The sequence below is a fragment of the Stenotrophomonas sp. JAG2 genome (assembly GCF_041080745.1).
Classification (GTDB): Bacteria; Pseudomonadota; Gammaproteobacteria; order Xanthomonadales; family Xanthomonadaceae; genus Stenotrophomonas; species Stenotrophomonas maltophilia_AA.
This window is the reverse complement of sequence record NZ_JBEUMH010000025.1, coordinates 1-11,779: the sequence shown is the minus strand read 5'-3', so window position 1 is coordinate 11,779 and position 11,779 is coordinate 1. Positions and strand designations below refer to the sequence as shown.

Below are 11,779 nucleotides of genomic sequence, written 5' to 3'. Positions count from 1 at the left end.
GAATGCTGGCCTGTCACGCCGGAGGTCGCGGGTTCAAGTCCCGTCCGCTCCGCCAATCTTTGAAGAGCCCTTGGTGAAAACCAAGGGCTTTTTTTTTGCCCCCGATCCAGCAGGTCGATCAACTTCGCACTGCCGGTCGTCCGCCAGCCGCCGATCCGCTGTCGTGGCACCGGGCGGATCGTGCGCCGGGGCGTGGCGCGCGGACTTTTGGAGCCTGCCGCGAAGCGGGTTACACTGCCGGGCTCGCCAATCAGGCCTTGATTTTTCCCATGCTGCAGAAACTTCGCGACAAGACCTCGGGCTGGATCGTTACCGTGATCCTGGGGCTGCTGATGATTCCGTTCCTGTTCGTGATCGACTCCAGCTACCTCGGTGGCGTCGGCTCGCAGAACGTGGCCAAAGTGGCCGCACCGCCGACCTGGTGGAAGTCCGCCCCGTCGTGGTGGCCGGTCTCGTTCCTGTGGCAGCACCATGAGATCAGCTCCAATGATTTCCGCGTGCGCTTCGAGCAGGCGCGCCAGCAGGCACGCCAGGAACAGGGCGAGGACTTCGATCCGCGTCAGTTCGAAAGCACGGAAAGCAAGCTGGCCGTGCTGGACCAGATGATCGACGAGCAGGTCGTGCGCCTGGCCGGCGAGCAGTCCGGCATCGTGATCGGCGATGGCGCCGTGCGCGAGTACATCGCCTCGATCCCGGCCTTCCTGGATGCGGACGGCAAGTTCAACCAGGACAACTACCGCATCGCGCTGGCCAGCGGCAATCCGCCGCGCACGCCGACGCAGTTCGAAGCGCTGGTGCGCGAGAGCATCCAGCAGTCGATCATTCCGTCGGCCCTGCAGCGTTCCGGGTTCACGACCCAGAGCGAAGCCGAGCGCCTGATGAAGCTGCTGGGTGAAACCCGCGACGTCGAGCTGGCCGCGTTGCCGGAAATCCCGGCCGATACCGCCGAAGTGACCGACGCGCAGATCAAGCAGTGGTATGACGGCCACACCAAGGATTTCCGCCAGCCGGAAACCGTGTCGCTGGAATACGTCGAGATCAACGGCGCGAACCTGCCGGCCGCCGCCGCGGCCGACGAAGCCACGCTGCGCAAGCGCTATGCGGACGAGAAGGCGCGCTTTGCGACGCCGGAACAGCGTCTGGCCTCGCACATCCTGATCGCCGTCGACGGCAGCGATCCGGCCAAGCTGAAGGCAGCCGAAGAGAAGGCCACGCGCATCGCGGCCGAAGCCAAGGCACCGGGTGCCGATTTCGCTGCAATCGCCAAAGCCAACTCCGAAGATCCGGGTTCCAAGGACACCGGCGGTGACCTGGGCTGGGTCGAGCGCGGCGCGATGGTGAAGCCGTTCGAAGACGCGCTGTTCGCCATGAAGGCGGGCGAGATCACCGGTCCGGTCAAGACCGACTTCGGTTTCCACGTGCTCAAGCTGCGCGAGACCAAGGGCGGCGAAGGCCGTTCGTTCGAAGACGTGCGTGACCAGCTGGCGGCCGAGCAGGCCAAGGCCGACGCCGATCGCGTGTTCACCGAGCTGAGCGGCCGCCTGGTCGACCTGGTCTACAAGAACCCGACCTCGCTGGAAGGCCCGGCAAAGGACATGAGCCTGCCGGTGCAGACCCTCGGCCCGTTCACCCGCGCCACCGCCAGTGGCATCGCCGCCAACCCGGCCGTGCTGCGCGCGGCGTTCTCCGACGTCCTGACCCAGGACGGCACGGTGAGCGACCCGATCGAGCTGGGCCCGAACCACACCGTGATGATCCGCGTGACCGAGCACAGCCCGGAGCAGGCGCTGCCGCTGGCCAAGGCCCGTGAGCAGGTCATCGCTGCGATCCATGCCGACCGCACCCGCCAAGCCTCGGAGAAGGCCGTGGACGCCGTGCTGGCCAAGCTGAAGGCCGGTCAGACCCTGCAGGCGCTGGCCGCCAGCGAGAAGCTGCAGATCAGCCCGCTGCCGGGCCTGCCGCGCACCCAGCCGGTGCCGACCCCGGAGATCAACCGCGCCGTGTTCAGCGCGCCGCTGCCGGCCGAAGGCAAGCCCAGCTACGGCAAGGTCGCCGTGCAGGGCCGCTACGTGATCTATGCGGTCACCAAGGTCAGCCCGGGCAACGTCGCCGAAGTGGACGCCGCCCAGCAGCAGCAGCTCAAGGAGCAGCTGAGCCAGATCGACGGCATGGCCGCCGCCAAGGCCTACGTCGACGCGATGCGCAAGCACTTCAAGGTGCAGACCGAAGAAGCCAACCTCTAACCGGGTCGGCTTCTGCAAGGAAAACAAAAAGCCCGGCACTGCCGGGCTTTTTGTTGTGCGTGCTTCGTCCGCCATCCAGGCCCCGCCGGAGCCGGGGACAACGCCCGGAAACGACAATGCCCGGCAGAACCGGGCATTGTCGTCACCTGCAATGCGGACCGCGGGGTCAGTCTTCGACGCGCAGTACCGCACCCGGCTTCAGCACGCTGCTGCCGCTGAGCCCATTGAGCGACAGCAGGGCCTTCAGCGGCATCCCGTAGCGGCGGGCGATCGCCCAGGCCGACTCGCCATCCCGTACGGTGTGGCGGCGGCTGCGCGGGCGATCCGCGCTGGCCACGGCGCGGGTGGCCACCGGACCGGGCGCGGTACGCGCGGCCGTGGTGTCCGTCGGCGCGCTCGGCGCCACCGCGATGGCGGCCACGCTGGCGCTGGCATCCACCGGCGCGTGCGCGGTAGGGGCCAGAACCGTCACCTGGCCGGCCGGACGGCCCTTGCCACTGGCCAGGGCCGGATTGAGGCGGGCGATCCGTGCCGGATCCAGGTCGCGCTGCTGGGCCCACTGCTGGACGCTGGTGCCGGCCGGGAGGGTATGACCCTTCAGTACCGGCACGGTGCGGTCCAGCGAGGCCATCACCGCCGGCTCGGTTTCCGCGTCTTCCAGCACGCAGGCCAGGGCATGCAGCTTCTCGACGTAGGCATAGGTCACCGGGGAGAGCCCCGGCAGCTCGGCCGGACGCGCGTTCTGCGCATTCATGCCGGCCTTGCGCAGCGACTGCAGCACCCGGTACTCGCCGGCGTTGTAGGCCATCGTGGCCAGGCGCCAGTCGCCGCCGAACATGCCGTGCAGGGTCTTCAGGTAGCGCACCGCGGCCTGGGTCGAATCCACCGCCGACAACCGGCCGTCATAGCCCGGGGTCATCTGCACGCGGTGGTTCTTGGCGGTGGTGGCGATGAACTGCCACAGGCCGGCCGGGCCACCGCCGTTGCGGGCGTTGGGCCGGTAGCCGCTTTCCACGAAGGGAATCAGCGCGAATTCGGTCGGCAGGTCGGATTTGCGCAGCTCTTCGACCACGTAGCCGAACAGCACCAGGGCGTCATCGTCCTGGTTGGCCAACCGCGAGGGGGCATGCGCGAACTGCTTCTGCCAACGCGGGCTGGTCGCCTCGGCGTCACAGGTGGGTTCGGCCAGGCCGGCGCGGAAGCTGGCGAAGATGTCCTGTCCGTTGCGCACCGAGGCCGGCGGCAGGGCCGCAGCGGTCAGGGGAAGGGAGGACAGGCCGGCCACGTTCTGCGACATGCCGGCGGTCAACGACTGGGCGCCCGCGCTGCCGGCCACGGCGATCGCCAGGCCAAGCGCGAGCGGCAACAATCGCCGACTCATGTTCGAAATCCGTCTTTCCAGTGTCGCAGGCCTGCGACAACATCGACTTCATCGGTAACGGGACGCCCGAGATGGGCGCTGACGGCCGCCTGGATGGCGGGGGTGTTCGTACGCAGGAACGGGTTGCATTCCAGCTCGCTTGCCAGTGAAACCGGCAGCGTGGGCAGGTCATCGCGGCGCATGGCCAAGGCCTCCTCATGGCGCTGCGACAGCGCAGCGTTGGTGGGGTCTACATGCCGCGCGAAGACGGCATTGGACAGGGTGTACTCGTGGGCGCAACAGACCATCAGTCGCGCTGGCAGGGACGCCAGCTTCTGCAGGGATGCCAGAAGCTGGGGAGGCGTACCTTCGAACATGCGCCCACAGCCCAGGCTGAACAACGCATCGCCACTGAAAAGGTGTTCAGCGGTGTGAAACGCGATATGGCTCCGGGTGTGCCCGGGCACGGATACTACGTGGAACCCCAGCCCCAATGCCTGAACGCATTCACCTTCAGCGACGCGGTGGGCAGGGACGGCGATGCGCGGTTCCACCGGTGCGTACACCTCCACGGCGGGAAAACGGGCCTGCAGCTCGGCCACGCCGCCGATGTGGTCGTCGTGGTGGTGGGTCAACAGAATGCTGTGGGGAACCCATCCCTGCTGCGCTGCGGCGGCCAGAACGGGGTCGGCCTGGCCGGGGTCGATGACGATGGCGCCGCCGTCGTCGGCGACCAGCGCCCAGATGTAATTGTCCGCAAACGCGGGTAGGGCGGTCAGTCGCATAGAATTGGACCATGCCCCTCGTGCCGAGCCCCCGTCAAGCGACAGTCGCATCCTGGTTTGATACTGAACCGGCACAAGCCTTGTGCCGTCTGGAATCCGAGCGGTTGCGCACCCTGCTCGCCGAGCGCCCGGTGAACCCCTGGCTGTGGCTGGCACCGACGCCCGGCTGGCTGGAGCGCGTCGAACTGCCCGGCCGCGGCCTGCGCCTGTTCCGGGACGGGGCGGCCTACGCCGGGGACGTGCACTGCGGCCTGCCGTTGCCGCTGCCGGACGAGAGCGTCAATGCGATCGTCCTGCAGCACGTCACCGCGCGCGATGCCGAGCAGCTGATCGCCGACTGCGCCCGCGTGCTGATGCCGGGCGGGCGCCTGTGGCTGTCCACCCTCAACCCGTTCAGCCCGTACCGCCGCCAGTGGCGCCATCACGGGCTGGTCGTGCGCAGCCCGCAGCGGCTGCGCCACACCCTCACGCAGGCCGGCCTGAGCTGCGAGGACCTGCAGTACCTCGGCCCGATGTGGCGCGACCGCTCGCCGGCCCGACGCGACCTCGCTCCGCTGCGGGCCGCCTGTCTGTTCACCGCTGAAAAACGCACTCTGGCCCTGCCGGGACCGACGCCCGTGGCCGTGCCACGCTGGCACGGGACCGTGGCCACCTGATCTGGAATGGAATGAAGACGATAGAAATCCACACCGACGGTTCCTGCCTCGGCAATCCCGGCCCCGGCGGCTGGGCGGCGTTGCTCCGCTACAACGCGCACGAGCGCGAGCTGAGCGGTGGTGAAGCGCATACCACCAACAACCGCATGGAACTGATGGCGGCCATCTCGGGGCTGGAAGCGCTCACCGAGCCGTGCAACATCGTGCTGTTCACCGATTCGCAGTACGTGCGCCAGGGCCTGACCGAGTGGATGCCCGGTTGGATCCGCAAGAACTGGAAGACCGCCGGCGGCTCGCCGGTCAAGAACCGGGAGCTGTGGGAGCGCCTGCACGCGGCCACGCTGAAGCACACCATCGACTGGCGCTGGGTGAAGGGCCACTCCGGCGACCCGGACAACGAGCGCGTGGACCAGCTGGCGCGCGACGCCGCGATCCGGATCCGCGCCGCCGGCCCGGTACACTGAGCCCATGCGTCAGATCATCCTTGATACCGAAACCACCGGCCTGGAATGGCGGAAGGGCAACCGCATCGTCGAAATCGGCTGTGTGGAACTGCTCGAGCGCCGCCCCAGTGGCAACAATTACCACCAGTACCTCAAGCCGGACTGCGAGTTCGAACAGGGCGCGCAGGAAGTCACCGGCCTGACCCTGGAGTTCCTGGCCGACAAGCCGGACTTCGCCCAGGTCGTCGATGACTTCCTCGCCTACATCGACGGCGCCGAGCTGATCATCCACAACGCGGCGTTCGATCTGGGCTTCCTGGACAACGAGCTGTCGCTGCTCGGCGACCACTACGGCAAGATCACCGACCGCTGCACGGTGATCGATACGTTGAAGATGGCGCGCGAGCGCTTCCCCGGCCAGCGCAACTCGCTGGACGCGCTGTGCCGGCGCCTGGGCGTGGACAACGCGCACCGCCAGCTGCACGGCGGCCTGCTCGATGCCCAGATCCTGGGCGATGTGTACATCGCGCTGACCTCGGGCCAGGAAGAAATCGGCTTCGGCTCGGCCGACGACCACAAGCCCGGCAGCGCCCACGCGCAGACCTTCGACACCTCGCGCCTGCTGCCACGCCCGCGCGTGGTCGCCACGGCCTCGGAGCTGGAAGCGCACGAAGCGCGCCTGGCCAAGCTGCGCAAAAAGGCCGGCCGCGCGATCTGGGATGGTGAACCCGAAGCGGTAGAAGCGGTCAGCGCCTGACGCAACAACCCCGGCGGTAGGTCCCGACCGTTGGTCGGGACGGTTGTATCAGTGGCACCGCACCAGAATCACCGTGATGTTGTCCGAGCCGCCGCCATCCAGCGCGGCGGCGACCAGGGTATCCACGCATTCCTGTGCACTGGCATCGTCGAAGGCGAGGGTACGGGCGATGCCCTTGTCCTCCACCTCCTCGGTCAGCCCGTCACTGCACAGCAGCAGCTGCATGCCCGGGCGCAGCTCACCGGTGGTGGTCGCCACATTCAGGTGCGCCGGATCGGTCACGCCCAGCGCCTGGGTCACCACATTGCGGTGCGGATGCGCGCGGGCCTGCTCGGCGGTCAGATTGCCCTGTGCGACCAGTTCCTGGACCACGCTGTGATCCTGGCTGAGCTGGGCCAGCGTGCCATCGCGCCACAGATACGCGCGGCTGTCACCGACCCACGCCACCTCGTACCGATTGCCCTGCACCCGGGCTGCCACCACGGTGGTACCCATCGGCAGGCTGTCGTTGCGGCGGCGCGAGGTGCGGATGATCTCCTCGTCTGCGATCCGGATCGCATGCGCCAGCGTCGCGCCGCGGCGGATCTCCCGCACGATGGTCTCGCGCGCCAGCGCACTGGCGACCTCACCACAGGCGTGCCCGCCCATGCCATCGGCGACCAGCCACAGCGCCAGTTCGCCATCGCCGTAATACGTATCCTCATTGAGGTCACGGCGCAGGCCGGGGTGGGTCAGGTGTCCGAATTCGATCATGGGAAGGCGCGGGCCGGTGAGGATTGCGAGGGATAACGGCATGATCGCGGCCCGCCGGACATCCGGCAAGGCATCCATACAGAAGAAATTCACTTCTTTGCCCGCAATGACTTGTCGCCAGCGCGTCCTGCCCGTATCATTCGCGTCCCGGCTCGCCGGGACCATCTGGAGAGGTGGCAGAGCGGTTGAATGTACCTGACTCGAAATCAGGCAGGCGTTTATAGCGCCTCGGGGGTTCGAATCCCCCCCTCTCCGCCAGATAAAAAGAAAAGGGCTGCCCATCGGGCAGCCCTTTTCTTTTTATCTGCCTGATGGGCGGATGAGAACCCCCGACGGGGGTTCGACGGATCTGCAGGAGCAGATCCGGACAGACGAACGTCTGGCCCTGGAGCGCGCAGCGCGGAAGGGCTGGGCCCATGGATGGGCCCAGCAATCCCGGCAACGAAGCGGCCACCCCGCAGGCCACGCGACGCCATCGAGGTGGAGCCACGCCATGCGTGGCTGCCTTCCGCCGACCATCGCGCAGCCACGCATGGCATGGCTCTACCCGAGGGGCCGCACCCTTGCCCCACACCCGTCCAACATACGGTCCGCTAAACTGCCCACCTCACGTAACGGATCCCCACCATGACCGCTGAAATCCTCGTTCCCGTGTCCTTCGGTGAACTGCTCGACAAGATCTCGATCCTGCAGATCAAATCCGAGCGCATCAGCGACGAGGCCAAGCTGGCCAACATCCGCACCGAGCTGAGCGCGCTGGAAACGACCTGGATGGCGCACCCGGCCGGGGTCAAGGACATCGCGCGCCTGCGTGCCGAGCTCAAGGCCGTCAACGAGCGCCTGTGGGACATCGAAGACAACATCCGCCTGCAGGACAAGGCCCAGGCCTTCGACGACCATTTCGTCGAACTGGCCCGCAGTGTCTATCAGCAGAACGATGAGCGCGCCCGCATCAAGAAGGACATCAACCTGGCGCTGGGCTCGCTCTACGTGGAAGAGAAGTCGTACAAGGATTACGCCCCGCGCGGCGCGTAATCGGCGACATAGCGCTCGAAGGCGGCGATGCCGTCCTCGACCGTGATCAGCTGCATCACATCGTCGAATTCGATCTTCGCGCCCCATTTCAGTTCGCTGGCCGGCTTGCCCAGGAATTTGCGCGCCGCAGCGTCGTAGCGGTCCACGCAGTAGCGGCGGTCGGAGTAGGGTCCGCTGCGGTGCGGGTTGCTGGCCGCATGCAGGCCCAGCACCTTGGCGCCCATCGCGTTGGCGATATGCATCGGGCCCGAATCGGGCGTCATCACCAGCGCGGCGCGGGCCAACAGGGCCGGCAACTGCTTGAGGGTGTCCTTGCCGACCAGATCCAGCGCCGGCGTGGTCAGCTGCGCCTGGATGGCATCGGCCATGCCGCGCTCCAGGTCGCTGCGTCCACCGCACAGCACCACCCGCCAGCCGCGTGAGGTGGCGTGGTTGGCCACGGCCGCATAGCGGTCGGCATACCAGTTGCGGCGCACGTGGCTGGAGCAGGGCGAGATCATCAGCACCGGGCGGCCGTCGTCGGCCCACTGGGCGTTGGCCCACTCGAACGCCGCCGGCGGCACGGCCAGGTCCCAGCTGACCTCGGTCTGTTTCAGGCCCAGCGGCTCGCAGAAGCTGCCGATCGCGTCGAGTACGTGGATGCCCGGGCGGTCGGGAATGCGCTCATTGATGAAAAGCCCGTGAAGGTCCTTCGAGCGCGATCTGTCGTAGCCGATGCGGCGTTTGGCGGGTACGAAGGCCGAGAGCACGTTGGCGCGGAAGGCGACCTGCATCTGCAGCAGCGCATCGAACCGCCCCGCGGGAAGGCTCTCGCGCAGGGCGCGCATGCCGGCCAGGCCGGTCTTCTTGTCGTAGCTGTGGAAGGTCACGCCGGGCAGCCCGTCGAGCAGCTTGTGGCCGCCCTTGTCGATGATCCAGTGCAGGCAAACGCCGGGATCGGCCTGTTGCAGGGTGCGCACCAGCGGCACCACATGGGTCACGTCCCCCAGCGCGGACAAACGCAAAAGACACAAGGAAGAGGACGTTGGTGCCATGGTGTTGTTAGACTCGAAGGAATGGTCGCATTCGACGCCACTGAAGCGCTGACGCCCTGCCGCGATGGACGCGGTATCGGTGCCATTCTGTTCGACCGCGAAGCCCTGCGGCAAGCCGAGATGAGCCTGTTCTCGCCGGCCCACTGGGGCGAGCGGGCGCGGCCGGTCGGCGATGGCGGCCGGGGCGGCGCCTGGTTCGTCGATGCGCCCTTCGGCCACGCCGTGCTGCGCCAGTACCTGCGCGGCGGCCTGGCGGCCAAGCTGAGCCGGGACCACTACATCTGGCGCGGCGCCAACCGCACCCGCAGTTTTGCCGAATTCCGGCTGATGCGTGCCCTGCACGCGCAGAAGCTGCCGGTGCCCCGACCGATCGCCGCGTTCTACATGCGCGAAGGTCTGCGCTACAAAGCGGCGATCCTGATGGAGCGGCTGGAGGGCGTGCGCTCGCTGGCCGACCGCGCGCTGGTCGCCGGGCGCGGGGCCCCCTGGGAAGAGACCGGCCGGCTGATCGCGCGCTTCCACCGCGCCGGGCTGGATCATGCCGATCTCAACGCCCACAATATTCTGTTCGACGCCAACGGCCACGGCTGGCTGATCGATTTCGATCGTGGCGTGCTGCGCATCCCCGCCACCCGCTGGCGCGAGCGCAATCTCAAGCGGCTGCTGCGTTCGCTGATCAAACTGCGTGGTGAGCGCAGCCATGACGATGTCGAGAAGGACTACGCACGGCTGCGCCGCGCCTACGATCTGGCCTGGAACCGGGGTTACTGATGGACTGGGCATTGCGTTTCATGGGGGTCGGCAATGCGTCGGCCGTGCAGCTGGGTTCGCCGATGGCGGTGATCGAGCGCGATGGCCGCCCGTGGCTCACCATCGATTGCGGCGGGGAAGGGCTCACCGCCTTCCAGGCGCACTACGGCCAGGTGCCGCAGGCCCTGTTCGTCACCCATGTGCACCTGGACCATGTCGCCGGTTTCGAGCGCCTGTTCGTGGATGCGTACTTCTCGCCGCAGCGCCGTGGGCGCATCCGCGTGTACGTGCCGGCGAGCGTGGTGCCGCTGCTGCACAAGCGCGTGGCCGATTACCCGAACGTGCTGGCCGAGGGCGGTGCGAATTTCTGGGACGCCTTCCAGCTGATCGTCGTCGGCGACGCGTTCTGGCATGACGGGGTGCGCCTGGAGGCGTTCCCGGTGCGCCACCACTGGCCGGAAACCGCCTATGGCCTGCGCCTGAAGGGTGCGGTCACCTGGAGCGGCGATACCCGTCCGATTCCGGAAATGCTGGCGCGCTACGCCGACGACAACGAGCTGATCGCCCACGACTGCGGCCTGCACGGCAACCCGTCGCACACTGGCGTGGATGACCTGGAGCGAGAGTACACGGCCGAGCTGCAGGCGCGGATGATGCTCTATCACTACGCCAGCGAGGCCGACGGCGAGGCATTGCGCCAGCGTGGCCACCGTGTGGCCCTGCCCGGTGAACGTGTGGCGCTGGCCACCCCGACCGCGATGCACGTGCTGGCGCAGGATCCTCCCTGAGCATGGATGACGCGCTGGCCGCCCATCTGCAGGCGCTCGAGCGCGCGTTGCATGCGCCGGCGGTCCGCGGTGATGTCGCACAGTTGGCGGCTCTGCTGGATGACGACTTCAGCGAGATCGGCAGCTCGGGCGCGTGCTTCGACCGTCCGGCTGCGTTGGCCGAGATTCCGCGCGAGCGCGCGCAGGTCGAGATTCTCTCCACCGATTACCACGTCGTACTGCTGGCCCCGACCTTGGCACAGGTGCGCTACCGCAGCTGGTATGTGATCGAGGGCGAGCGCCAGCGCGAGGTGCTGCGCAGTTCGCTATGGCGACGGCATGCCGAGGCGTGGCGGGTGGTGTTCCACCAGGGCACGCCCGCGGCGCTTTGAGCGGCAGCATCGCGAAAGAAAACAGGGGGCCTAAAAAGGTGGCGGCCCCGCCGGCTGACCTCGGCGCCCGCGTCGATCGATACCGTTGCTGCCTTCCGGCCCTGGCGGGATTTTCGACCTAGCGTCGCGAGGGGCCGACGGGGCCACCATAGAGACGTTCCGGCTGCTGGGCGATCAAGGATCAGCCAACCGCAGGCGGAAGGTGCAGCGCAGGAACAGGTCCGGCAGTGCAGTCGCGTATTCTAGCGCATGCGCGGCACGCAGTGCCAGACGCCCAGCCTGAATCCCGTGTAGCCCGTTGCCGCAGGCAGCGGCCACTGCGCGGGCGGGTTGCTAAAATACGCGGTACAGGAGGAACGGCCTCCCCCATTTCGGGACCCACTGACCAGGACGGCCTGGCCCCCATCAAGGAGGGCCACATGGCCTGGATCTATCTGTTGGCAGCTGGTGTACTGGAAATCGTCTGGGCGTTCTCGATGAAGCAGTCCGAGGGGTTCAGCAAGCTCACCCCCTCGATCATCACCCTCGTCACCATGATCGCCAGCTTCTGGCTGCTGTCGCTGGCGATGCGCACGTTGCCGCTCGGCACCGCGTACACGATCTGGACCGGCATCGGCGCGGTCGGCGCGTTCGTGATCGGCATTACCTTCCTCGGCGAGCAGGTCAGCGCGATGCGGATTGCCGCGGCGGTGTTGATCGTGAGCGGTTTGGTGTTGATGAAGCTGTCGAGCAGCTGAGGCATTGGAGCGCGGGTAGCAACTGTCTTATCAGGTGCAGACCAACGCGGCCTCGGCGTCCCGCTTG

Annotated in this window: 13 protein-coding genes, 1 tRNA gene and 1 other RNA gene; 10 read left to right on the top strand and 5 right to left on the bottom strand. The window is 67.5% G+C overall.

Features of this window, described 5'->3' with window-relative positions; translation table 11 throughout:
* Nucleotides 1–269 precede the first annotated feature (269 nt).
* Nucleotides 270–2,243, top strand: coding sequence for a peptidyl-prolyl cis-trans isomerase (locus AB9O74_RS18575; RefSeq protein WP_369350166.1), 1,974 nt, complete (start codon nt 270–272; stop codon nt 2,241–2,243).
* Nucleotides 2,244–2,409: 166 nt separating this feature from the next.
* Here AB9O74_RS18575 and AB9O74_RS18570 read toward each other — a convergent pair whose 3' ends face one another.
* Nucleotides 2,410–3,624, bottom strand: coding sequence for a lytic transglycosylase domain-containing protein (locus tag AB9O74_RS18570; RefSeq protein ID WP_176990737.1), 1,215 nt, complete (start codon nt 3,622–3,624; stop codon nt 2,410–2,412).
* Nucleotides 3,621–4,388 (bottom strand): hydroxyacylglutathione hydrolase, encoded by a 768-nt coding sequence (gene gloB / locus AB9O74_RS18565; RefSeq protein WP_369350165.1) that lies wholly within the window; start codon nt 4,386–4,388, stop codon nt 3,621–3,623. Before gloB ends, AB9O74_RS18570 begins: the two co-directional genes overlap by 4 nt.
* Nucleotides 4,389–4,399: 11 nt before the next feature.
* Here gloB and AB9O74_RS18560 point away from each other — a divergent pair, with 11 nt between their 5' ends.
* Genes AB9O74_RS18560 through dnaQ form a run of 3 tightly spaced genes read left to right on the top strand, consistent with a single transcriptional unit; the run spans nt 4,400 to nt 6,244 of the window.
* Entirely contained in the window at nt 4,400–5,044 is a 645-nt protein-coding gene (locus tag AB9O74_RS18560; protein WP_369350164.1) for a methyltransferase domain-containing protein, read from the top strand.
* Between the two features lie 11 nt (nt 5,045–5,055).
* Nucleotides 5,056–5,508 (top strand): ribonuclease HI, encoded by a 453-nt coding sequence (gene rnhA, locus AB9O74_RS18555; RefSeq protein WP_121042991.1) that lies wholly within the window; start codon nt 5,056–5,058, stop codon nt 5,506–5,508.
* A 4-nt stretch (nt 5,509–5,512) separates the two neighbouring features.
* Nucleotides 5,513–6,244, top strand: a complete 732-nt coding sequence (dnaQ, locus tag AB9O74_RS18550; RefSeq protein WP_176990740.1) for a DNA polymerase III subunit epsilon — start codon at nt 5,513–5,515, stop codon at nt 6,242–6,244.
* Between the two features lie 48 nt (nt 6,245–6,292).
* On the opposite strand, the gene AB9O74_RS18545 is transcribed toward dnaQ, so the two are convergent.
* Nucleotides 6,293–6,997 (bottom strand): PP2C family serine/threonine-protein phosphatase, encoded by a 705-nt coding sequence (locus AB9O74_RS18545; protein ID WP_176990741.1) that lies wholly within the window; start codon nt 6,995–6,997, stop codon nt 6,293–6,295.
* A 167-nt stretch (nt 6,998–7,164) separates the two neighbouring features.
* Here AB9O74_RS18545 and AB9O74_RS18540 point away from each other — a divergent pair.
* A tRNA-Ser gene (locus AB9O74_RS18540) sits at nt 7,165–7,255 on the top strand.
* A gap of 369 nt (nt 7,256–7,624) precedes the next feature.
* A complete protein-coding gene (locus tag AB9O74_RS18535; RefSeq protein WP_259261169.1) occupies nt 7,625–8,032 on the top strand; it encodes a DUF6165 family protein in 408 nt (135 codons plus the stop codon).
* On the opposite strand, the gene AB9O74_RS18530 is transcribed toward AB9O74_RS18535, so the two are convergent.
* A complete protein-coding gene (locus AB9O74_RS18530) occupies nt 8,011–9,066 on the bottom strand; it encodes a glycosyltransferase family 9 protein (RefSeq protein WP_259261171.1) in 1,056 nt (351 codons plus the stop codon). The genes AB9O74_RS18535 and AB9O74_RS18530 overlap by 22 nt on opposite strands.
* A gap of 21 nt (nt 9,067–9,087) precedes the next feature.
* Between AB9O74_RS18530 and AB9O74_RS18525 the strand changes: the two genes are divergently transcribed.
* Genes AB9O74_RS18525 through AB9O74_RS18515 form a run of 3 tightly spaced genes read left to right on the top strand, consistent with a single transcriptional unit; the run spans nt 9,088 to nt 10,975 of the window.
* Nucleotides 9,088–9,837: a 3-deoxy-D-manno-octulosonic acid kinase gene (locus tag AB9O74_RS18525; RefSeq protein WP_369350163.1), complete on the top strand. Its 750-nt coding sequence runs from the start codon at nt 9,088–9,090 to the stop codon at nt 9,835–9,837.
* Nucleotides 9,837–10,604 carry an MBL fold metallo-hydrolase gene (locus AB9O74_RS18520; protein ID WP_369350162.1) on the top strand — a complete coding sequence of 256 codons (768 nt, stop codon included), beginning with the start codon at nt 9,837–9,839 and terminating at the stop codon, nt 10,602–10,604. Before AB9O74_RS18525 ends, AB9O74_RS18520 begins: the two co-directional genes overlap by 1 nt.
* A gap of 2 nt (nt 10,605–10,606) precedes the next feature.
* A complete protein-coding gene (locus tag AB9O74_RS18515; protein WP_369350161.1) occupies nt 10,607–10,975 on the top strand; it encodes a DUF4440 domain-containing protein in 369 nt (122 codons plus the stop codon).
* Between the two features lie 44 nt (nt 10,976–11,019).
* Here AB9O74_RS18515 and ffs read toward each other — a convergent pair.
* Nucleotides 11,020–11,116, bottom strand: an RNA gene (gene ffs, locus AB9O74_RS18510) — signal recognition particle sRNA small type.
* Between the two features lie 278 nt (nt 11,117–11,394).
* Here ffs and AB9O74_RS18505 point away from each other — a divergent pair.
* Entirely contained in the window at nt 11,395–11,712 is a 318-nt protein-coding gene (locus AB9O74_RS18505; protein ID WP_123728503.1) for a multidrug efflux SMR transporter, read from the top strand.
* Nucleotides 11,713–11,779: the final 67 nt, after the last annotated feature.

Excerpts from the sequence above, each read along its gene's own strand:
- AB9O74_RS18575 (WP_369350166.1), top strand. The coding sequence starts at position 270 with ATGCTGCAGAAACTTCGCGACAAGACCTCGGGCTGGATCGTTACCGTG.
- AB9O74_RS18570 (WP_176990737.1), bottom strand. The coding sequence starts at position 3,624 with ATGAGTCGGCGATTGTTGCCGCTCGCGCTTGGCCTGGCGATCGCCGTG.
- gloB (WP_369350165.1), bottom strand. The coding sequence starts at position 4,388 with ATGCGACTGACCGCCCTACCCGCGTTTGCGGACAATTACATCTGGGCG.
- AB9O74_RS18560 (WP_369350164.1), top strand. The coding sequence starts at position 4,400 with ATGCCCCTCGTGCCGAGCCCCCGTCAAGCGACAGTCGCATCCTGGTTT.
- rnhA (WP_121042991.1), top strand. The coding sequence starts at position 5,056 with ATGAAGACGATAGAAATCCACACCGACGGTTCCTGCCTCGGCAATCCC.
- dnaQ (WP_176990740.1), top strand. The coding sequence starts at position 5,513 with ATGCGTCAGATCATCCTTGATACCGAAACCACCGGCCTGGAATGGCGG.
- AB9O74_RS18545 (WP_176990741.1), bottom strand. The coding sequence starts at position 6,997 with ATGATCGAATTCGGACACCTGACCCACCCCGGCCTGCGCCGTGACCTC.
- AB9O74_RS18535 (WP_259261169.1), top strand. The coding sequence starts at position 7,625 with ATGACCGCTGAAATCCTCGTTCCCGTGTCCTTCGGTGAACTGCTCGAC.
- AB9O74_RS18530 (WP_259261171.1), bottom strand. The coding sequence starts at position 9,066 with ATGGCACCAACGTCCTCTTCCTTGTGTCTTTTGCGTTTGTCCGCGCTG.
- AB9O74_RS18525 (WP_369350163.1), top strand. The coding sequence starts at position 9,088 with ATGGTCGCATTCGACGCCACTGAAGCGCTGACGCCCTGCCGCGATGGA.
- AB9O74_RS18520 (WP_369350162.1), top strand. The coding sequence starts at position 9,837 with ATGGACTGGGCATTGCGTTTCATGGGGGTCGGCAATGCGTCGGCCGTG.
- AB9O74_RS18515 (WP_369350161.1), top strand. The coding sequence starts at position 10,607 with ATGGATGACGCGCTGGCCGCCCATCTGCAGGCGCTCGAGCGCGCGTTG.
- AB9O74_RS18505 (WP_123728503.1), top strand. The coding sequence starts at position 11,395 with ATGGCCTGGATCTATCTGTTGGCAGCTGGTGTACTGGAAATCGTCTGG.